Below are 20,126 nucleotides of genomic sequence, written 5' to 3'. Positions count from 1 at the left end.
ATCCACGGCTGGGGCGGCGGTCTGCTGCAAGCTGCAGGCCCGTGCAATTTTCCTTACAAATCAATACCTTGGCGCTACGTCGAGGCAGGCCGACAAGTCGTGCGTCTTAATTCCATCAAGCTTTCGGGCTTCAAGTCGTTCGCCGAACCCACCAACTTCCTGCTGCCGGGTCAACTGGTCGGCGTGGTCGGTCCCAACGGTTGCGGCAAGTCGAACATCATGGATGCGGTGCGCTGGGTGCTCGGCGAGTCGCGTGCATCGGAGTTGCGCGGCGAGTCGATGCAGGACGTGATCTTCAACGGCACGACCACCCGCAAGCAGGCCAGCCGCTCGAGCGTGGAACTGGTGTTCGACAACGCCGACCACCGCGCCGGCGGCCAGTGGAACCAGTTCGGCGAAATCGCCGTGCGGCGCGTGCTCACGCGCGACGGCACCAGCAGCTACTACATCAACAACCAGCCGGTGCGCCGCCGCGACGTGCAGGACGTGTTCCTGGGCACCGGCCTGGGCCCGCGCGCCTACGCCATCATCGGCCAGGGCACGATCAGCCGGATCATCGAATCCAAGCCCGAAGAACTGCGCCTGTTCCTCGAAGAGGCCGCTGGTGTCTCCAAGTACAAGGAGCGCCGCCGCGAGACCGAGAACCGCCTGGGCGACACGCGCGAAAACCTCGTGCGGGTCGAAGACATTCTTCGCGAACTCAACGCCAACCTTGAAAAGCTGGAGAAGCAGGCCGAGGTGGCCGCGCGCTACAACATGCTGCAGGGCGAAGCCACGAAGAAGCAGCACCAGCTGTGGTTTCTCAAGCGCAGCGAGAGCGATGCCGACCAGGCCAAGATCAAGGCCGATTCCGAAAAGGCCATCAACGACCTCGAATCGCGCACCGCCGACCTGCGCCGCATCGAAGCCGAACTCGAAACTGTGCGCCAGGCCCATTACGCGGCCGGCGACCAGGTCAACCAGGCGCAGGGCAAGCTGTACGAAGCCAGTGCCGAAGTCGGCCGGCTCGAAGGCGAGATCCGCTTCGTGGTCGAAGGCCGCCAGCGCGTCGAGCAGCGCCTGGTGCAGTTGCGCGAGCAGATGGGCCAGTGGGGCACCCGCCGCACCGATGCCGAAGCCGAGATCGAAACGCTGGCCGGGCAGGGCGTCGATGCCGAAGAGCAGGCCATCCTGCTGGCCGCGCAGCTCGAAGAGCACGACGCGCGCATGCCCGAGCTCGAAGAAGCCGTGCAGCGCGCGCAGGACGAGGCCAACACCCAGCGCACGACCGTGTCGCAGGTGCAGCAGCAGATCCAGGTGCTGGCCGCCGACCAGCGCAACATCGAAGACCAGAGCCGCCAGCTCACGCAGCGCAGCGAACGCCTGCGCGCCGACCAGAACGCATTGGCCGCGCCCGACGAAGCCCGCCTGCTCGAAATGCAGGAGCAATTGGCCGCCGCCCAGGAAGTTGCCAGCGAGGCCGATGCACGCCTGCAGGAACTGCAGGAAGCCGTTCCGCAGCTCGACGACGACCGCCGCACGAAACAGCAGGCGGTGAACACCGAAGGTGCGCGCCACGCCGAGTACTCGGCCCGGCTTGAAGCGCTGCGCGCCTTGCAGGAAAAGGTCAAGACCGACGGCAAGCTGGCCCCGTGGCTCGCCAAGCACGGGCTCGATGGCCTGCAAGGGCTGTGGAGCCGCATCCACATCGAGCAGGGCTGGGAAAGCGCGCTCGAAGCCGCATTGCGCGAGCGCCTGGGTGCGCTCGAAGTCAGCCGGCTCGACATGGTGCGCGCCTTCGGCAACGACGCGCCGCCCGCCAAGCTCGCCTTCTACAGCCCGCCGGCCGCCGGTGCGCCACAGGGTTCGGCCACGCTGCCGCGCCTGTCGAGCCTCTTGCGCCTGAACGATGCCGGCCAGCAAGCCTTGCTGAATGACTGGCTCCATGGTTGCTACACCGCGGCCAGTTTCGAAGAGGCACTGGCCCAGCGCGCCACGCTGCAGCCCGGCGAAGTCATCTATGTGCAGAGCGGCCATGCCGTGTCCTCGCACAGCGTCAATTTCTACGCGCCCGATTCTGAACAGGCCGGCCTGCTGGCCCGCCAGCAGGAAATGGAAAACCTGGAGCGCCAGCTTCGAGCCCAGACGCTCATCAACGAAGAAGCGCGCACCGCGCTCATTCGTGCTGAAGCCGCCTATGGCGATGCCGCCTCGCGACTGGTGACGGCGCGGCGCGAAGCGGCCGACACCCAGTCGCGCGCTCATGAACAGCAGGTCGAGACGCTGCGCATGACGCAGCTCGCCGAGCAGACCCGTGCGCGCAGCGAGCAACTGGCCACCGACCTCGGCGAAGTCGACGCGCAACTCGAAGAGCTGCAAGAAAAGCGCATCGCCGCCGAAGGCCGCTTCGAAGAACTCGACATGCAACTGGCCGATAGCCAGGAGCGGCATGCCCAGCTCGACGAACGCGTGATCGACGCCGGCCGTGCGCTGACGGCCAGCCGCGAGCAGCACCGCAGCCTCGAACGCCAGGCGCAAGAGGCCACCTTCTCGCAACGCACGCTCGAAGCCCGCCGCGGCGAACTCAACCGCGCCATCGAAACCGCCTCGCAACAGGTCGTGGCGCTCACCGACGAAGACGAGCGCGCCCGCGCCGAACTGAGCCGCCTGTCCGATGCCGCCGCGCAAGCCGGGCTGCAGGACGCCCTGTCGCTCAAGCTCGAACGCGAAACCTCGCTGGGGGCCTCGCGCAGCCAGTACGACGACCTCACGCTCAAGCTGCGCGCGAGCGACGAACGCCGCCTGCAGCTCGAACGCGAACTCGATCCGCTGCGCCAACGCATCACCGAATTTCAGCTCAAGGAACAGGCCGCGCGCCTGGGCGTCGAGCAGTACCAGCAACTGCTGGACGACGCCGGCGCCGACCTCGAAGCCGTGGCGCTGTCGATCGAAACCGACAAGGTGCGCCTGACCGGCCTGCAAAGCGAAATCGACCGCCTGAACCGCGAAGTCGTCGCGCTGGGTGCGGTGAACCTGGCCGCGCTCGACGAACTCGCCATTGCGAGCGAGCGCAAGACCTTCCTCGATGCCCAGTCGGCCGACCTGAACGAAGCCATCGGCACGCTCGAAGACGCCATCCGCAAGATCGACGCCGAAACCCGCGATCTGCTGGGCGGCACCTTCAAGATCGTCAACGAGCACTTCAGCCGCATGTTCCCCGAGCTGTTCGGCGGCGGCAATGCACGGCTGGTGATGACGGGCGACGAAATCCTCGATGCCGGCGTGCAGGTGCTGGCACAGCCACCCGGCAAGAAGAACCAGACCATCCACCTGCTGTCGGGCGGCGAGAAGGCGCTCACGGCCATTGCGCTGGTGTTTGCGATCTTCCAGCTCAACCCGGCGCCTTTCTGCCTGCTGGACGAAGTGGACGCGCCGCTGGACGACGCGAACACCGAGCGCTATGCCAAACTCGTGACCGCCATGAGCCGCGAAACCCAGTTCCTCTTCATCAGCCACAACAAGATCGCCATGGAAATGGCCGAGCAACTGATCGGCGTCACGATGCAGGAACAGGGCGTGTCGCGGATCGTCGCGGTCGACATGGAATCGGCCGCCTCGATGGTCGAAGCCGCTTGAACCGGGCGGCCCCATGAGCAATCTCACTCTTGCACTGGCCATCTTCGGTGGCCTCGTTCTCGCGGCTGTCGTCGGCTACGAAACCATGATGTCGCGCCGCAATGCGCCGCGCCAACCCGATGCGGTCGACACCGCGCTGGCCGACGCCGAGCGCGCGCTGTCGTCTTCAGGTGATGACGTGGAGCCGGTGCTGCATGTCGACCCGCATCAGGTGTCGGGCACCGCCGATCGCCACGAGCCGCTGTTCGACCCCGACCTGCCGGCGCCCAGCGGTGTGCCCGTGGCGACCGGCGAGCGTCGCGGCGGGCTCGATCCGCTGATCGACGTGATCGCGCCGATCTCGCTGGACGGCTTGGCCTCGGGCGACGCCGCCATTGCCGCCATGCCGCCGACGCGGCGCGCGGGCAGCAAGCCGGTGGCCATCGAAGGCCTGAACGAGCGCAACGGCCAGTGGGAGCCGCCCGTGCCCGGCCAGCGCTACAGCGCGTTCCAGGTGGGTGTGCAATTGGCCAACCGCACCGGCGCGCTCAATGAAATCGAGTACTCCGAGTTCGTGGTGAAGGCGCAGGCCTTTGCTGACTCGGTCAACGGTTCGCCCGAGTTTCCCGAGATGCTCGACGAAGTGGCGCGTGCCCGCGAGCTCGACCAGTTCGCCAGCGCGCACGATGCGCAACTGGGCTTCGTGTTGCGCGCGTTGCATGCAGCCTGGAGCCCGGGCTATGTGCAGCAGAACGCCGCGCGCCTTGGTTTCGTGGCCGGCATCATCCCGGGGCGCATGGTGCTGCCGACGGGTGAAGTCGGGCTGCCGCCGATCCTCGGGCTGGCTTTCGATACCCAGGCCGCGCTGGCCGACGATCCGGCCCAATCGGCCATCCGCGAGCTGAGCCTGAGCCTGGATGTGCCGCAAGTCGATCGCGGCGAAGAGCCGTTCCGCCGCATGCGCGAAGCCGCCGCCACGCTCGCCCGCGAAATGGACGGCGTGGTGACCGACAGCGACGGCCAACTGCTGCGCGACGAGACGATGGACGTGATCGGCATCGACCTCGAACAGCTCTACGACACGCTCGATGCGCGCGACCTGGCGGCCGGCTCGCCGTTGGCCCGTCGCCTTTTCAGCTGATCCGATTCTTTCGGGAGACAACCCCATGACGACGCGCGACGAAGCGGCTCGCGAAGCCGCCGCACTGAGCGAACAGCTTCACAAGCACGCCCATCTTTACTACGTGCTCGACGCGCCTGCACTGCCCGACGCCGAGTACGACAAGCTGTTCCAGCGCCTGCAGGCGCTGGAGACGGAGTTTCCCGACCTGCGCACGCCCGATTCGCCGACGCAGCGCGTGGGCGGCAAGGTGCTCGACGGTTTCACCAAGGTGCGCCACAAGGTGCCGATGCTGTCGATCCGTACCGAGACCGACATCACTCCCGCCGGCGCCAGCGCCTTCGATGCACGCGTGCGCAAGGAGCTCGGCCTGGCCGAAGACGGGCCGCAGGTTGAATACGTCTGCGAACTCAAGTTCGACGGCCTGGCCATGAACCTGCGCTACGAGCACGGCGTGCTGGTGCGGGCGGCCACGCGCGGCGACGGCGAAGTGGGTGAAGAGGTCACGCAGAACATCCGCACCGTGCGCGAGATTCCGCTGAAGCTCGCCGGCAAGGCGCCGCCCGTGGTCGAGGTGCGCGGCGAGGTCTACATGAAGCGCGCCGATTTCGATGCGCTCAACGAGCGCCAGCGCCAGAAGATCGCCGCGGGACAGAAGAACGAGAAGGTGTTCGTCAATCCGCGCAATGCGGCCGCTGGCGCGGTGCGTCAGCTCGATCCGGCGATCGCGGCGGCGCGGCCGCTCAGCTTCTTTGCCTATGGGCTCGGTGAAGTGACGCCGGCCAGCGAAGGCGGCCCTGACTGTTCGACGCAGTTCGATTGGCTGCAGCAGTTTCATGCATGGGGATTTCCCGTCGCAACGCAGACTGCACGTGCGAAGGGTGCTATTGAAATCATAGCGTTCCACGAGAACATCGGCCGCCAGCGCGATGCCTTGCCGTACGACATCGACGGCGTGGTCTACAAGGTCGACAGCGTGGAGCTGCAGCGGCAACTGGGCTTTGTCTCGCGCGAGCCGCGCTGGGCCGTGGCGCACAAGTACCCCGCGCAGGAGCAACTGACCGAGGTGCTCGGCATCGAGATCCAGGTCGGGCGCACCGGCAAGCTCACGCCGGTGGCCAAGCTCGCGCCGGTGTTCGTCGGCGGCGTCACGGTGACCAACGCCACGCTGCACAACGAGGACGAGGCCCGCCGCAAGGATGTGCGCGTGGGCGACACGGTCATCGTGCGCCGCGCGGGCGACGTGATTCCCGAAGTGGTCGGCGTGGTGCCCGAGAGCCTCGCCAAGCCCGACGAGCAGCGCGGTCCGGTGTTCACCATGCCGCACCAGTGCCCCGTGTGCGGCTCGGAGGCCGTGCGCGAAGAGGACGAGGTCGACTACCGCTGCACCGGCGGCCTGTTCTGCGCGGCGCAGCGCAAGGAGGCGATCCTGCACTTCGCGGCGCGGCGCGCGGTCGATGTGGACGGGCTGGGCGACAAGCTGGTCGAGCAACTGGTCGACGCCAACCTCATCCGCACCTTGCCCGATCTCTACAAGCTCGGATTCACCACGCTGGCGGGGCTGGACCGCATGGCCGAGAAGTCGGCCAAGAACCTCGTCGATGCGCTCGAAGCCTCGAAGAAGACCACGCTGCCGCGCTTCCTGTTCGGCCTCGGCATCCGGCACGTCGGCGAGAGCACCGCGAAGGACCTGGCCAAGCATTTCGGCAAGCTCGACGCGATCATGGACGCGACCGAAGAGCAACTGCTCGAAGTCAACGACGTGGGCCCGGTGGTGGCGCAGAGCCTGCGCACCTTCTTCGACCAGCCGCATAACCGGGAGGTGGTCGAACAGTTGCGCGCCTGCGGCCTGACATGGGAAGAGGGCGAGCCCGCCGCCCGTGCGCCCAAGCCTTTGGCGGGCCTGACCTTCGTCATCACCGGCACCCTTCCTACGCTGGGCCGCGACGAAGCGAAGGATAAATTGGAGGCAGCCGGTGCAAAGGTCGCCGGTTCCGTCAGCAAGAAGACCCACTACCTCGTGGCCGGCGAAGAAGCCGGCAGCAAGCTCGACAAGGCCCGTGACATCGGGGTCGAGGTGATCGACGAGGCGCGTATGCTGGAAATACTGGCCAACGGTATTCCGGAAAAATGAAGCCGTAGCGGCAGGCTCTCTTTACCGGCCGTTACGCGACTTCATCCAACCGCAGTCAACAGGGTCTACAACCTGGCGTTGAAAGCAAACTGAAGGCCAATAAGGAGAGCCCCTCATGCAAAAAATTCGTTTTCTTGGTGCCACCATCGCCCTCGGCGGCCTCGTGCTGCTGACCGGTTGCGCCGTTCCAGGCGATCCCTATTACGGCGGGGGCTACGCTGGCGGAGGTTATTCCTCGGGCGGCTACTACACCGATCCCGCGCCAGTGGTGGTGCAGCCGGCGCCGGTCTATATCAACGGGGGCGGCTACTACGGCGGGCGCCCCTACTACGACCGTCCTTACTACGATCGCCGCCCCTACTACAACAACAGGCCGGCGTATCCCTATCCGGGCGTGCGGCCGGGCAACTACCCGCGTCCTCCGGGCGTCGCGGTTCATCCGCCTCTGCCCGTGCAGGGGATCGGCCGGCCGCCGCAGCTGCCCAATGTGCCGGGTACGCCGATCCGCAGCACGACGAACCCGCCGCGCGACCAGTGACCGTCGTGGCCTGACGGTGCCATGAGGCCGTCAGGGCTGCGGAGCCCCGCGATAATCGCGCCATGGCCATCCGCGAAATCCTCAAGATGGGCGACCCCCGGCTGCTGCGCATTGCGCAGCCGGTCGCCGCCTTCGACACCGACGAGCTGCACCTGCTGGTGCGCGACATGTTCGAGACCATGCATGCCGTCAACGGCGCGGGCCTTGCGGCGCCGCAGATCGGTGTCGACCAGCAACTGGTGATCTTCGGCACCGACATCGTCAACCCCCGTTATCCAGATGCGCCGCCGGTGCCCCGCACGGTGCTGCTCAACCCCGTCATCACCCCGCTGGGCGATGAAGAGGAAGAGGGCTGGGAGGGATGTCTTTCGGTGCCGGGCCTGCGCGGCGTGGTGCCGCGCTTTGCCAACGTCCGCTATACCGGCTTCGACCTGTACGGTGACCCGATCGACCGGGTCGCGAGCGGTTTTCATGCGCGCGTGGTGCAGCACGAAGTCGACCACCTGCTGGGCAAGCTCTACCCGATGCGGGTGCGCGATTTCTCCCGCTTCGGCTACACCGAGGTCCTGTTTCCAGGCCTCGATGCGGCCGATGACGACTGACTGATTCGGCTCAGTTGTACTTGCTGCTCAGGGCGAAGCGGCCGCCACCCATGAACGCGAGGGCGAGCGCCGCGAACAGGAACATGCCCTGCAGTTCCAGTGCCCAGCCGCCTTGCTTGCCGAGCGCCGTCAGGTCCTTCATGTGGACCAGCGCAAAGGCCACCAGCATGTTGATCGCGACGATCCATGCAGCAGGCCGCGTGTAGAGCCCGATGATCAGCAGCACGGGCGCGACCACTTCACCGATGTAGACCAGGTAGGCCAGCGCGCCCGGCAGCCCATGCTGGGCCAGCATGCCCGAGATGAAGCCGACGCCGCCCTGCAGCTTGGCAATGCCGTGCAGCAGGATCAGGACGCCAAGCGAAACGCGCAGGATGAACTTGCCGGTGTCGTCGGATTTGACCATTGTGTTGTTTCCAGTTGAGAGTGATTCGAGGGCCGTATGGTAGTGAACCGGCGGCGCTTGCGGGAGGCCGATTGCGCGGCGTGCGGGCCCATATGCATCCAACCCGGAGTTCTTTGGCAGAGTGCGGTGTCGCCCCGTACACTGCCTTTTGCTTACTGTTGAGGAGAACACCAATGATGAAGAACCGATTCGCCGGATTCCGTCCGGCCCTGCTTGCTGCTGCGTCCGTCGTGGCCTTTGCCTCTGCGGCCCCGGCCTTCGCCGGCAAGACGCTCGACGCGGTCAAGCAGCGCGGCACCGTCAAGTGCGGCGTGACCAACGGCGTGGCGGGCTTCTCCGCCCCCGACACCCAGGGCAACTGGTCGGGCCTGGACGTCGACACCTGCCGCGCCATCGCGGCCGCCGTGCTCGGCGACGGCAAGAAGGTCGACTTCGTGCCGCTCAACTCGCAGCAGCGCTTCTCGGCCCTGCAGGCCGGTGAAATCGACATCCTGGCGCGCAACACCACCTGGACGCTCACGCGCGATGCGTCGCTCGGCTTCAACTTCACCACCATCACCTACTACGACGGCCAGGGCTTCCTGGTGCCGAAGAAGCTCAAGGTGACCAGCGCCAAGCAGCTCAAGAACGCCACCATCTGCACGCAGTCGGGCACCACCAACGAGAAGAACGTGTCGGACTACTTCCGCGCGCAGAACATCCCGGTCAAGACCGTCGTGTTCGAGAGCTTCGAGGCTTCGTTCAAGGCCTTCTTCTCGGGCCGCTGCCAGGCCTTCACCACCGACGCCTCGGCGCTGGCCGGCCTGCGCAACAAGGAAGCGCCGAACCCCGACGACTACATCATCCTGCCCGAGCTGATCTCCAAGGAACCGCTCGCGCCGCTGGTGCGCCGTGGCGACGACGAGTGGTTCGCCATTGCCAAATGGGTGCCCAACGCGCTCATCGAAGCAGAGGAATTCGGCGTCACGCAGGCCAATGCCGACGAACTCAAGGCCAACAGCAAGGACCCGGCGCAGCAGCGTCTGGTCGGCACCGGTGAAGACCTCGGCAAGCTGCTGGGCCTCGACAAGGACTGGTCGTTCCGCGCGATCAAGGCCGTGGGCAATTACGGCGAGATGTTCGAGCGCAACGTCGGACCGAAGTCGGTTCTGAAGCTGCCGCGCGGCTCCAACAATCTCTGGAGTAAGGGCGGCCTGATCTACGCACCACCGGTTCGATGAACCGGGAGGCCTCGCGCCGCGGCGCCTGGCTGGCGTGGGCCGTCCAGGCGCTGCTGGTGCTGGCCGTCGTGGCCGGCGCGGTCTGGGTGGTGCACCACGCGCTCGAAGTGCTGCGCGCGCGCGGCGTGCGCTCCGGCTTCGACTTTCTCACCGAGCCTGCGGGCTTCTCGATCAGCGAAGGCTGGCTCGACTTCGACGCGAGCCAGCCTTTCTGGCGCGCCTTCCTCGCGGGCCTGATCAACACGGTGCGCGCGGCGGTGCCGGCGGCCATCTTTTCCGTGGTGCTCGGCACGCTGATCGGCATCGGCCGGCTGGCGCCGCACGTGCTGCTGCGCGGCATCTGCACCGCGTACGTCGAGCTTCTGCGCAACGTGCCGCTGCTGGTGCAGTTGCTGATGCTGGCCTTCGCGATGGCCAACCTGTTGCCCGATCCGACCGAGCCCGTGCACCTGATGCCCGGCGTGTGGCTCAGCAAGGGCGGACTCAGCGTGCCCTGGCCCGTGGCGGGTGAGGGCGGTTGGTGGCCCACGCATTTCGAGTGGCCCGAGCGCGGCGATTTCGGCGTGAGCGGTGGCGCCGCGCTGAGCCCCGAGTACGTGACCATCGTGGCGGGGCTGTCTTTCTACTCGGCGGCTTTCGTGGCCGAGATCGTGCGCGCCGGCATCCTGTCGGTCTCGCAGGGGCAGGTGCTCGCCGGGCAGGCGCTGGGGCTGTCGTCGGTACAGCAGTTGCGCATCGTGATCCTGCCGCAGGCGCTGCGGGTGATCGTGCCGTCGCTCACCAACCAGTTGCTGAGCCTCACCAAGAATTCGTCGCTCGCCGTGGCCGTGGGCTACCCGGAATTGGTGTCGGTGGCCAACACCACCATCGGCTCGAATGGCCGAGCCTTCGAGTGCATCGCGATCATCATGGCGGTCTACCTGTTGCTGTCGCTGCTGATCTCCTTCGGCATGAACCGCTACAACGCGCGTGTCGCGCTGCGAGGCTGGCGATGAGGAACGTCGCGCAAGGCCCGATCGCGTGGCGCAGTGAACTCTGGGGTTCGCCGCTGCGCGCGTTGGCGACCGTGCTGTTGATTGCGTTGCTCGTGTGGGGTGGTTTCCATGTGGTCGAGTGGGGCGTGGTGCACGCCGTGTTCCGTCCCGATGCCGAAGCCTGCCGCGCAGTGCAGCACGGCGCCTGCTGGGGCGTGGTGGCCGAGAAGTGGCGGCCGATGCTGTTCGGCCGCTTTCCCTATGAAGAGCAATGGCGTCCTGCCATCGCGGTGGTCGTGTTGTCGGCCATCACCGTGCTCAGTGCGTGGCCGCGCAGCTGGCGCTGGTGGCTGGTGCCGCTGTGGATCGGTGCGCTGCTGCTGTTCGTGCTGCTGATGCGTGGCGGTGTCGCCGGCCTGAGCCATGTGCCGACGAGTCGCTGGGGCGGCTTGCCGCTGACCATCGGGCTGGCCGTGGTCGGGCTGGCGCTGGCCTTTCCGCTCGCGCTGCTGCTGGCATTGGGGCGCCGCTCGGGCTGGCCCGTGGTGCGCACGCTGAGCGCGAGCTACATCGAGCTGGTGCGCGGCGTGCCGTTGATCTCTGTGCTGTTCATGGCGTCCTTCCTGTTGCCGCTGCTGTGGCCGGCGGGCTGGCAGCCCGATGTGCTGGTGCGTGTGCTCGCGGGCCTCACGCTGTTCGTGGCGGCCTATCTGGCCGAGATCATCCGTGGCGGCCTGCAGGCCGTGCCGCGCGAGCAGACCGAGGTCGCGATGGCGCTCGGCTTCGGGCGCTGGCCGGTGCAGCGCGACATCGTGCTGCCGCAGGCGCTGCGCCTCGTGGTGCCGGCGCTGACCAACAGCGTGGTCGGCACGCTGAAAGACACCTCGCTGGTCACCGTGGTCGGCCTGTTCGAGTTGACCGGCGCGCTGGGCCTTGCGCTTGGTGGCGATCCGACCTGGCGGCCGTTCTACCTCGAGGGTTACCTGTTCATCGCGGCGGTGTACTGGGTACTGTGCTTCGGGCTCTCGCGCTACAGCGTGTGGCTCGAAAAGCGCCTGTCGGCCGCGCCCTGATCCGGTTGATCCGGTCAGCCCAAAAGCCTGCTGTACACTCCGCCCCTCATGTCGAGCCACAACTTCACCCCCGCATCCAACGCAGCCTCCATGGCTCGCATGATGCCGCCTGCCTCCGTGCAGGCGATGGTTGTTGCTCGAATGATTACCACCATTACCACCGCGGCCACCTGAGCACGCACAGGTGGCCGTTCCGGCAGCCACCTGGTGTATCGCTCTCTCCCCGAACGAATCAACCCAGCTCTGGCAGCTGGGTTTTGTTTTTTCGTCTGGAGATGTCCATGTACCGCGAACCCGTTGAATCCCTCGAGCCCCTGCACAGCCTGAACACCGATCGGGCGGCCATTCGTCCCCTGCGCGTGGGGATGATCGGCATCGGCACCGTGGGCTCAGGCACCTTTCGCGTGCTGGCCCGCAACCGGACCGACATCGCCGCCCGTGCTGGCAGGGCGATCGAGCTGGTGATCGTGGCGGCCCGCAATCTCGAACGGGCGGCGACGATCGTTCAAGGCAGCGTGCCGCTCACCGCCGACCCGCTGCACGTGGCCACGCACCCCGACGTCGACGTGGTGGTCGAAGTCGCCGGCGGCACCGGCCCCGCGCGCGACTGGGTGCTGGCCGCCATCGCGCACGGCAAGCACGTGGTCACGGCCAACAAGGCCTTGCTGGCGGTGCACGGCACCGAAATCTTCGCCGCCGCGCGGGAGAAGGGCGTGGTCGTCGCCTACGAAGGCGCGGTGGCCGTGAGCATCCCCATCATCAAGGCGCTGCGCGAAGGCCTTGCGGCCAATCGCATCGAATGGGTGGCCGGCATCATCAACGGCACCACCAACTTCATCCTGAGCAAGATGCGCGACGAAGGGCTGGACTTCGCGAGCGCACTCGCGCAGGCCCAGTCGCTCGGCTACGCGGAAGCCGACCCGACCTTCGACATCGAGGGCATCGATGCCGCCCACAAGCTGACGCTATTGGCTGCCAATGCCTTCGGCATGCCGCTGCGCTTTGTCGATGCGCAGGTGGAGGGCATCACCGCCTTGCAAGGGTTGGACGTGGCCTGTGCAGAGCAACTGGGCTACCGCATCAAGCTGCTCGGCGTGGCGCGCCGGCAGGCAACCGGCGTGGAGCTTCGCGTGCAGCCCGCGCTGGTGCCGGCCGAGCACCTGATGGCGCATGTGAACGGGTCGATGAACGCGGTCATGGTCAAGAGCGATGCCGCCGGCCTGACGATGTACTACGGCGCGGGTGCCGGCTCGGAGCAGACCGCATCGGCCGTGATTGCCGACCTGGTCGACGTGGCGCGGCTCGATGGGGTCCATGCCGCGAACCACGTGCCGCATCTGGGCGTGCATGCCCACGCGACGAATGCGTTGCCGGTGCTGCCGCGCGCGGCCGTGCATACGGCGCATTACCTGCGGGTGCCGGTGCACTCGGTCGGCCAGATCCAGGCGGTGACGGCCTGCCTCGCCGAGCAGCGCGTACCGGTTCGGCAGGTGGCGCTGGCGGCTGAGCGGCCCGGTGTCGGTCCGCAGGTGCTGGTGCTGACCGGGCCTGCGCTGCAGGGCACGGTGGACTTGGCGGTGCATGCGCTGCAGGCGAGGGCGGAAGTGGCCGGCCCGGTGGTGACGCTGCGTGTGGAAGCGCTGGAGGCCTGAACACGCCCCCAGCGCGTCAGACCGTCCGTGCGCGCAGCTCCGGTGCGCCGGCATCGGGCAGCGGCTCATCGTGCAGCCCCAACGCGATCGCCTCGCGACGCGGCGCTGCAGTGGCCAGGCTGACGACAACAACCACCGCCGCATTGATCGCCATCGCGATCAGCCCGGCCTCCCACTGCGGCACAGCGGTGGCCCAGAACTTCGCCGCGAAAGGCGCCAGCAGGGCGACGAACCCCGCCACCAGCCCGGCCAGCACGCCGATCGCGCTCGTGCGCTTCCACAAGAAGCCGAGGAACACGCCGGGCGCGAGCATGCCGATGGCCGAATAGGCGTCGAGCAGGATCTTCACCAGCGAGCCCTTCTGGCTGACCGACAGCCACACCGCGATGGCCGCGAACACCACCAGCGAGCCGCGCGACAGCGCCAGCGACCCGCGCTCGCCCAGCCCGGGCCGGAACGGCCGCACCACGTTGCGCGTGAAGATCGAGCCGGCCGTCAGCAACAACAGCGAGCCCGGCGCGAGCGCCAGCAGGAAGCCCGTGCCCGCGAGAAGGCCCACCGTCCACGCCGGATAACGGTCAGACACGAACTGAAGCAACGCCGCGTTCAGGTTGCCGCCCGGCGGCTGCGTGTGGGCCAGCAGCGCCGCGAAGCCCAGCAGGATGATGAAGAAGTAAGCCAGCGAATACAGCGGCTGCCAGATCGCATTGCGGCGAATCGCCGTTGCGCTGTGCGCCGTGTACGACATCTGGAACAAGTGCGGAAAGACCCAGTTGCCCAGCGCGATGTTGATGGCCGATGTCATGAGCCAGATCGCGGTGGTCGGCGAAGTGGCATCCAGGCCGGGGAACTTGCCGATGCCCGGGTGCTGTGCCTCTGCCATCGAGAACAGGTCGAGCAGCGAAGCCGCGCCGACCTTGCTGGCCACCGTCGCGCTCAGCAGCACCACGACGACGACCATCAGCACGTCTTTCACGCCGGCCGCGAAGGCGGCCGAACGCACGCCCGCCGCGAAGACGAAGGCCACCATCAGCAGGCCCGCGCCCATCGTCGCGGCCTCGCTCGAGATGCTGCTGCCCAGCGTGAGCTGCACGATCAGCCCGAGGCTCACCAACTGGATCTGCACGTACACGACCAGCGAGGCGATGCCCACCACGCCGGTGAGCACGCCGAGCCAGGGCGCGTCGTAGCGCGCGGCAAAAAAGTCCGACTGCGTGAGCAGTCGCCCGAGCCGGCCCGCGCGCCAGATCTTCGGCATGAGCCAGTAGCCCACCGCATAGCTCATCGACACCGAGCAGAACGCGAGGTAGGCGGGTGCGCCCAGCGCCCACGCGTAGCCGGAGATGCCGAGCACCGCGAAGGTCGTGTAGACCTCGCCCGCATTCATGAACCAGAACACCAGCGTGCCCAGGCTGCGGCCACCGACGGCCCAGTCGGCAAAGCTCTTGCCGTGGCGGGTGCGGCGACCGTAGGCGATGGCGCCCGCAACCGTGGCCAGCAATATGGCGAGAACGATCGCGAGCTTCATGGCGCGCCTTCCTTGCCTGCGTTGTCGGCCTGCAGGCTTCTTGCGAGGAACTCGGCTTCTTCGGCTTCCACGCCGGCCCGCGCGTCGAGCCTGAAGACGAGCGCAATCACCACGCTCGTGAGCACGATGCCGGCCATCTGCCAGAACATCGGAAAGGGCAGCCCGAAGGGCGTGGCGGCGATGTCGTTCACTGCCGGCGCCAGGCAGGCTTGCCAGACGAAGGGAAAGACCAGCAGCCATCGATGGCCGAGGCGGCGTGGCTTGCTGTTGCGCGCGGTGGGGGCGTCGACCATCTTTGCTCCTGTAAAGTGATACTGCACAAAACTCGACGGAGTGTGCAACCAGGTTGCCGTAAAACGCAAGATGGTATTCCGCTATTTTTCGGTCTACCCAACCTAATAAAGAGGATTTTCCATAGCGCACCGGGTTCGGGCATACGCACCGTTGACGTGCAGTTGCACAGCACATACCATCGCCATCCAATGAAGCCACACTGCACAAAACCAGGATGCCCGCATGATCGGTGAACGACTGAAGGAGTTGCGCACCGTGCGCGGCCTGTCGCTGCGCGAGCTGGCGACCCAGGCGGGCGTGTCGGCCACCTTGCTCAGCCAGATCGAGCGCTCGGTCACCGACCCCAGCCTCGAAACCATGCGCCGGCTGGCCGGCGTGTTCGGCGAATCGGTGTCCTCGCTGTTTTCCGCGCCGGCGCCGCCCTCGGTGTGGATCAGCCGCCCGGGCGAACGCTCGCTGCTCACCGCGCCCAAAGGGCAGGTCGGCTACGAACGCCTCACGGCCGGCAACGGACAGCTCGAAGTGCTGCGCGCCGTGCTGCAACCGGGGCAGGTGTCGGCGGACGAGCCGCGCGGCCATGCCTCGACGGAGTGCGTGTACGTCGTCGGCGGCGTGCTGGTGGCGCAGATCGCGGGCGTCGACTACCCGGTGCTGGCCGGCGAGAGCATCTCGTTCGATTCGCGGCTGCCGCACCGCTACATGAACCAGTCGCAGGCGCCGACCGAAATCATCCTGTCGGTGACGCCGCCCAACCCCTGAACCCGCAAGGCCCCCGATGACCACCGACACCCGTTTCACGCTCCATGACCTGCGCGTCGAGGTCGTCGCCCCCGAAGGCGCCAGGCTCTATTGCGGCGCGAAGGTCGGCGACTTCTTCGAGTTGCGCGGCGAGATGCTGCATCTGCCTGAAGGGCAGGGCTTTTCGATCTACTCACTCGGCGCGCTGCTCCCACTGTTGGCCGCCAAGCAGCGGCCCACCGATGCGAACGACTGGATGAGCACCGATGCCGAGGTGGCGTGCCCCGATCCGCATTGCCCGTCGCGCTTTCGCATCACCCGCATCGGGACGCGCACCTTTCTCCACGCCGACACCACGGCGGTTGTCCATCCTTCGAACGAGCCCTCATGACTTCTTCCTCCTCTCAGCACCGCATCGAACTCGCGCCCGGCTACTCGATCTCCCGCTTGCTCAAAGGCGGCTGGCAACTGGCCGGCGGCCATGGCGACGTCGACCGCGCAAGCGCCATTGCCGACATGGCGGCTTACTACAACGCCGGCATCACCACCTTCGATTGCGCCGACATCTACACGGGCGTCGAGGAAATGATCGGCGAGTTCCGCGCCGACCATCTGCAGCGCCACGGCAGCGACAGCCTTTCGCAACTGCGGGTGCACACCAAGTTCGTGCCCGACCTCGCGATCCTGCCGACCATCGACAAGCGCCAGGTCGAGCAGACCATCGACCGCTCGCTCAAGCGGCTGCGCATGGAGCGGCTCGACCTCGTGCAGTTCCACTGGTGGGACTACAGCGTGCCGCGCTACCTCGAAGTCGCGCACTGGCTCACCGAGTTGCAGCGCGCCGGCAAGATCGACCGCGTGGGCGGCACCAATTTCGACACGCCGCATGCGCGTGAGCTGGCAGAAGCGGGCGTGCCCTTGTTCAGCATGCAGGTGCAGTACTCGCTGCTCGACCAGCGGCCCTTGCCGCTGATGACGCCGTACTGCGCGCAGTCGGGCATGAAGTTGCTGTGCTACGGCAGCGTGGCCGGTGGCTTCCTGTCGGAGCGCTGGCTGGGCAAGAGCGATCCGGGCCAGGCCTTCGAGAACCGCTCGCTGGTCAAGTACAAGCTCGTCATCGACGATTTCGGCGGCTGGGACCTGTTCCAGCAACTGCTGGTGCAGTTGAAGCAGGTCGCGCAACGGCATGGCGTGTCGATCCCGACGGTGGCCATGCGCTGGGTGCTGCAGCAGCCGGCCGTCGCGGCCGTCATCGTCGGCGTGCGGCGCGGCGATCATCTTGCGGATCACCTGAAGGTGCTCGACCTGCAGCTCGACGCGGCTGACCTTGGGGCGCTGGATGCGGTGCTGTCGCAGCGCAATGCGCCCAGCGGCGACGTGTACGCCGTCGAGCGCGACCTTGAAGGGCGCCACGGCCGGATCATGAAATACGACCTGAACGACAAGCCGCACTGAAAGCGGCACAACCTGAGGCTCAGCTCAGGCGGCGCGGCACCAGTTCGGCGTAGCCGGTAGCCGCGTCCGTCTCGCGCGAGAACTGCCATTCGGGCAACTGCGCGATGAGGATCTCGGCGGTGGTGCGCACCACGCACCCCGGCGCCGCATGGCCGCCGAAGACGCGCCCCTCGGCATCCGACACGCTGATGTGCAGGTGCGATCCATCCGGCGACAGCGAGCCCGCGAGCGTGAGGATTTCCAGTGCGCCTTCGATCCGTGTCGGTGCCTCGGCACCCGCGAAACGGACGCTCGCGCCGGCGAGGCTGCCGATGCCCGACACCACGAATGCGGCCTCGCCGTCGTTCTGCTTCAGCGCAAGGTCGAGTGCGGCCCGAAGGTCGTCGCCTGGGTTCAATCGCAGCACTGTCGTTTGCATGTCGTGCGCGTGCGCTCAGGCGCCCGAGAGCGCGCCATCCACCACGTGCTGCGCCTCTTCAAGGATGCGCGCCAAATGCTCCTTGCCCAGGAAGCTCTCGCCGTAGATCTTGTAGATGTTCTCCGTGCCCGAAGGCCGCGCGGCGAACCAGCCGTTCTCGGTCATGACCTTCACGCCGCCAATCGCCGCGCCATTGCCCGGCGCATGGCTCAGCACGTTGACGATCTTCTCGCCCGCGAGATCGGTCGAGCGCACCTGCTCCGGAGACAGGCTCGACAGCCGTTTCTTCTGCTCGACCGTGGCCGCCGCATCCACGCGGTCGGACACAGGCTTGCCCAGCGCCTGCGTCAGCTCGGCATAGCGCTCGCCAGGATCGCGCCCGGTGCGCGCGGCGATCTCGGCGGAGAGCAGGGCGGGCACAAGGCCGTCCTTGTCCGTGGTCCAGGTCGATCCGTCCAGCCGAAGGAAGGTCGCGCCCGCGCTTTCTTCGCCGCCAAAGCCCAGTGAGCCATCGACCAGTCCGTCAACGAACCACTTGAAGCCGACAGGCACCTCGTACAGCTTGCGGCCCAGCCGCGCGGTGACGCGGTCGATCATCTGGCTGCTCACCACCGTCTTGCCGACGGCTGCCTGAGTCGGCCACTGCGGGCGGTGCGTGTAGAGGTAATCGACCATCACCGCGAGGTAGCTGTTGGGCTGCATCAGCCCCGCGCTGCGCGTGACGATGCCGTGGCGGTCATGATCGGTGTCGCAGGCAAAGGCGATGCCGAAGCGGTCTTTCAGCGCGATCAGCTTGTGCATCGCATCGGGCGACGACGGGTCCATGCGGATGCGGCCGTCCCAGTCCAGCGACATGAAGCGGAAGGTCGGATCGACCTCCTGGTTGAGCACGGCCAGGCGCTTGAGCTTGTAGCGCTCGGCAATGGCCGGCCAGTAATGCACGCCCGCGCCGCCCAGCGGATCGACGCCAAGGTCGATCGTCACGCCGCGAATCGCGTCCATGTCGAGCACCTGGGCCAGGTCTTCGACATAGGTGTTCAGGTAGTCGTGCCGGTGCGTGGTGGCGGCGCGCAGCGCCTGCGCGAGCGGCATGCGCTTCACGCCGTCGAGCTTGCTCGCCAGCATCCTGTTGGCGGCGGCCTCGACGGCGGAGGTGATGTCGGTGCCGGCCGGGCCACCGTTGGGCGGGTTGTACTTGAAGCCGCCGCTTTCGGGCGGGTTGTGCGAGGGCGTGATGACGATGCCATCGGCCAACCCACTCGTGCGCCCGCGGTTGTAGACCAGGATCGCATGTGACACGGCCGGTGTCGGCGTGTATTCGTCGTCCTTCGACAGCATCAGCTCGACGCCGTTGGCCGCCAGCACCTCGACCGCGCTGTTGAACGCGGGCGTCGACAGCGCATGCGTGTCGATGCCCAAGAACAGCGGCCCGTCGATGCCTTTCTGCTTGCGGTAATCGCAGATGGCCTGGCTGATCGCCAGCACATGCCATTCGTTGAAGGCGTTGTCGAACGACGAGCCGCGATGGCCCGAGGTGCCGAAGGCCACGCGCTGGGCCGGCACGGTCGGATCGGGCTGCCCGGTGTAGTAGGCCGAAATCAGGCGCGGCACATTGACCAGCAGGTCGAGCGGTGCGGGCTGGCCCGCGAGAGGATTGGTTGCTTGGCTCATGTCGAAGAAAAATCGAGGTTGACCAGATCGCCGATGCGTTCGATGGTGATGTCGGCGGGCGCGTAGGCGGCAATGGCCTGCGTGTCGAGCGCGTAGTGGCCCTGCCGCACAAAGACGGTGGTGAGGCGCGGGCCCCAGATGGCCTTCATGGCCGAGAGAATGCGCAGCTTGTCGTCGACCATCACGTAGTGCGCGGCCGGGTGGCACTGTGCGACGGCGTCGAGCATCTGCTCCTTGTGCACGTAGATCAGCACGCGGCCTTCGGTGGCGTCCCACAGGCCCGAGCGCTGTACCTTGCGCGGCTGGAACACCACGTCGCCGTCCGACAGGATCACCGTGGGCCCGTGGCGGCGCAGATGCTGCAGCGCCGCCAGCGCGCCCGGATACAGCCGGTCGGCAAAGGGGTAGTCGATGAGAAAGCCCGACATCAGCAGCAGGCGCGAATCGCTCATGCCGCGCTGGCTTTCCTCGGCGCGGTAGCGCTGCAGCGCACCCAGGTAGTCGACATAGCCCAGCTCCTTGCGCAACGCTTCGAGCGCCACCCAGTAGCGGCTGGCGCTTTCCGGGCCGAAGGCTTCGTCGAGGTGCGTGTGCAGGTCGGCCACGACGCGGTCGTTGTCGAGCAGCGTGTTGTCGACGTCGATCAGGAAAACGGTGCTTGCAGGCTGTGTCATGAAAGATGAGGCGCGTGCGCCCGAGTAACGCTTCG

18 protein-coding genes are annotated in these 20,126 nt (G+C 67.0%); 12 read left to right on the top strand and 6 right to left on the bottom strand.

The features are described 5' to 3' along the window. Window positions 1-99 precede the first annotated feature (99 nt). The 5 genes from smc (at window position 100) to def (ending at window position 7,988) form a co-directional block, all read left to right on the top strand. Entirely contained in the window at window positions 100-3,615 is a 3,516-nt protein-coding gene (gene smc, locus ACSFB7_RS00875; RefSeq protein WP_435466176.1) for a chromosome segregation protein SMC, read from the top strand. A 13-nt stretch (window positions 3,616-3,628) separates the two neighbouring features. Beyond that, entirely contained in the window at window positions 3,629-4,735 is a 1,107-nt protein-coding gene (locus ACSFB7_RS00870) for a cell division protein ZipA C-terminal FtsZ-binding domain-containing protein (protein WP_435466174.1), read from the top strand. 25 nt (window positions 4,736-4,760) lie between these two features. After that, window positions 4,761-6,848, top strand: coding sequence for an NAD-dependent DNA ligase LigA (gene ligA, locus ACSFB7_RS00865; RefSeq protein WP_435466172.1), 2,088 nt, complete (start codon window positions 4,761-4,763; stop codon window positions 6,846-6,848). Window positions 6,849-6,963: 115 nt separating this feature from the next. Continuing rightward, window positions 6,964-7,386 (top strand): hypothetical protein, encoded by a 423-nt coding sequence (locus ACSFB7_RS00860; protein ID WP_435466170.1) that lies wholly within the window; start codon window positions 6,964-6,966, stop codon window positions 7,384-7,386. Window positions 7,387-7,448: 62 nt separating this feature from the next. Further along, window positions 7,449-7,988, top strand: coding sequence for a peptide deformylase (gene def, locus ACSFB7_RS00855; protein ID WP_435466168.1), 540 nt, complete (start codon window positions 7,449-7,451; stop codon window positions 7,986-7,988). A 10-nt stretch (window positions 7,989-7,998) separates the two neighbouring features. Here def and ACSFB7_RS00850 read toward each other — a convergent pair whose 3' ends face one another. Beyond that, entirely contained in the window at window positions 7,999-8,394 is a 396-nt protein-coding gene (locus tag ACSFB7_RS00850) for a DoxX family protein (protein WP_093240394.1), read from the bottom strand. Window positions 8,395-8,570: 176 nt separating this feature from the next. Here ACSFB7_RS00850 and ACSFB7_RS00845 point away from each other — a divergent pair, with 176 nt between their 5' ends. The 4 genes from ACSFB7_RS00845 to ACSFB7_RS00830 all read left to right on the top strand — a co-directional run bounded on the left by ACSFB7_RS00845 (window position 8,571) and on the right by ACSFB7_RS00830 (window position 13,313). Then, window positions 8,571-9,614: an amino acid ABC transporter substrate-binding protein gene (locus ACSFB7_RS00845; RefSeq protein ID WP_435468038.1), complete on the top strand. Its 1,044-nt coding sequence runs from the start codon at window positions 8,571-8,573 to the stop codon at window positions 9,612-9,614. Further along, on the top strand, window positions 9,611-10,609 hold the full coding sequence (locus tag ACSFB7_RS00840; protein WP_435466165.1) for an amino acid ABC transporter permease: 999 nt from the start codon (window positions 9,611-9,613) through the stop codon (window positions 10,607-10,609). The genes ACSFB7_RS00845 and ACSFB7_RS00840 overlap by 4 nt, the downstream gene beginning before the upstream one ends. After that, window positions 10,606-11,661 carry an amino acid ABC transporter permease gene (locus ACSFB7_RS00835; RefSeq protein WP_435466164.1) on the top strand — a complete coding sequence of 352 codons (1,056 nt, stop codon included), beginning with the start codon at window positions 10,606-10,608 and terminating at the stop codon, window positions 11,659-11,661. The genes ACSFB7_RS00840 and ACSFB7_RS00835 overlap by 4 nt, the downstream gene beginning before the upstream one ends. 281 nt (window positions 11,662-11,942) lie before the next feature. Further along, window positions 11,943-13,313, top strand: a complete 1,371-nt coding sequence (locus tag ACSFB7_RS00830; RefSeq protein ID WP_435466162.1) for a homoserine dehydrogenase — start codon at window positions 11,943-11,945, stop codon at window positions 13,311-13,313. Between the two features lie 16 nt (window positions 13,314-13,329). Here ACSFB7_RS00830 and ACSFB7_RS00825 read toward each other — a convergent pair whose 3' ends face one another. Next, a complete protein-coding gene (locus tag ACSFB7_RS00825; protein ID WP_435466160.1) occupies window positions 13,330-14,841 on the bottom strand; it encodes a sodium:solute symporter family protein in 1,512 nt (503 codons plus the stop codon). Beyond that, entirely contained in the window at window positions 14,838-15,134 is a 297-nt protein-coding gene (locus ACSFB7_RS00820) for a DUF3311 domain-containing protein (protein ID WP_435466158.1), read from the bottom strand. Before ACSFB7_RS00820 ends, ACSFB7_RS00825 begins: the two co-directional genes overlap by 4 nt. Before the next feature lie 223 nt (window positions 15,135-15,357). Between ACSFB7_RS00820 and ACSFB7_RS00815 the strand changes: the two genes are divergently transcribed. The 3 genes from ACSFB7_RS00815 to ACSFB7_RS00805 are packed head-to-tail and all read left to right on the top strand — an operon-like array spanning window position 15,358 to window position 17,328. Further along, window positions 15,358-15,894, top strand: coding sequence for a cupin domain-containing protein (locus ACSFB7_RS00815; protein WP_435466156.1), 537 nt, complete (start codon window positions 15,358-15,360; stop codon window positions 15,892-15,894). A gap of 16 nt (window positions 15,895-15,910) precedes the next feature. After that, window positions 15,911-16,264: a TIGR04076 family protein gene (locus ACSFB7_RS00810; protein WP_435466154.1), complete on the top strand. Its 354-nt coding sequence runs from the start codon at window positions 15,911-15,913 to the stop codon at window positions 16,262-16,264. Beyond that, window positions 16,261-17,328 carry an aldo/keto reductase gene (locus ACSFB7_RS00805; RefSeq protein WP_435466152.1) on the top strand — a complete coding sequence of 356 codons (1,068 nt, stop codon included), beginning with the start codon at window positions 16,261-16,263 and terminating at the stop codon, window positions 17,326-17,328. The genes ACSFB7_RS00810 and ACSFB7_RS00805 overlap by 4 nt, the downstream gene beginning before the upstream one ends. A gap of 19 nt (window positions 17,329-17,347) precedes the next feature. Here the strand turns inward: ACSFB7_RS00805 and ACSFB7_RS00800 are convergent, their stop codons facing one another. The 3 genes from ACSFB7_RS00800 to ACSFB7_RS00790 are packed head-to-tail and all read right to left on the bottom strand — an operon-like array spanning window position 17,348 to window position 20,091. Next, on the bottom strand, window positions 17,348-17,746 hold the full coding sequence (locus ACSFB7_RS00800) for a PPC domain-containing DNA-binding protein (protein ID WP_435466150.1): 399 nt from the start codon (window positions 17,744-17,746) through the stop codon (window positions 17,348-17,350). Between the two features lie 15 nt (window positions 17,747-17,761). Further along, complete coding sequence (gene pgm / locus ACSFB7_RS00795; RefSeq protein WP_435466148.1) at window positions 17,762-19,417, bottom strand: phosphoglucomutase (alpha-D-glucose-1,6-bisphosphate-dependent); 1,656 nt, start codon at window positions 19,415-19,417, stop codon at window positions 17,762-17,764. Next, window positions 19,414-20,091, bottom strand: a complete 678-nt coding sequence (locus ACSFB7_RS00790) for an HAD family hydrolase (protein ID WP_435466146.1) — start codon at window positions 20,089-20,091, stop codon at window positions 19,414-19,416. The genes pgm and ACSFB7_RS00790 overlap by 4 nt, the downstream gene beginning before the upstream one ends. Between the last annotated feature and the right edge of the window lie 35 nt (window positions 20,092-20,126).

It is taken from the genome of Variovorax raffinosi, assembly GCF_051216615.1.
Taxonomy (GTDB): domain Bacteria; phylum Pseudomonadota; class Gammaproteobacteria; order Burkholderiales; family Burkholderiaceae_C; genus Variovorax.
Note: the sequence above shows the minus strand (reverse complement) of the source record. Positions and strands in the feature narration are given on the sequence as shown.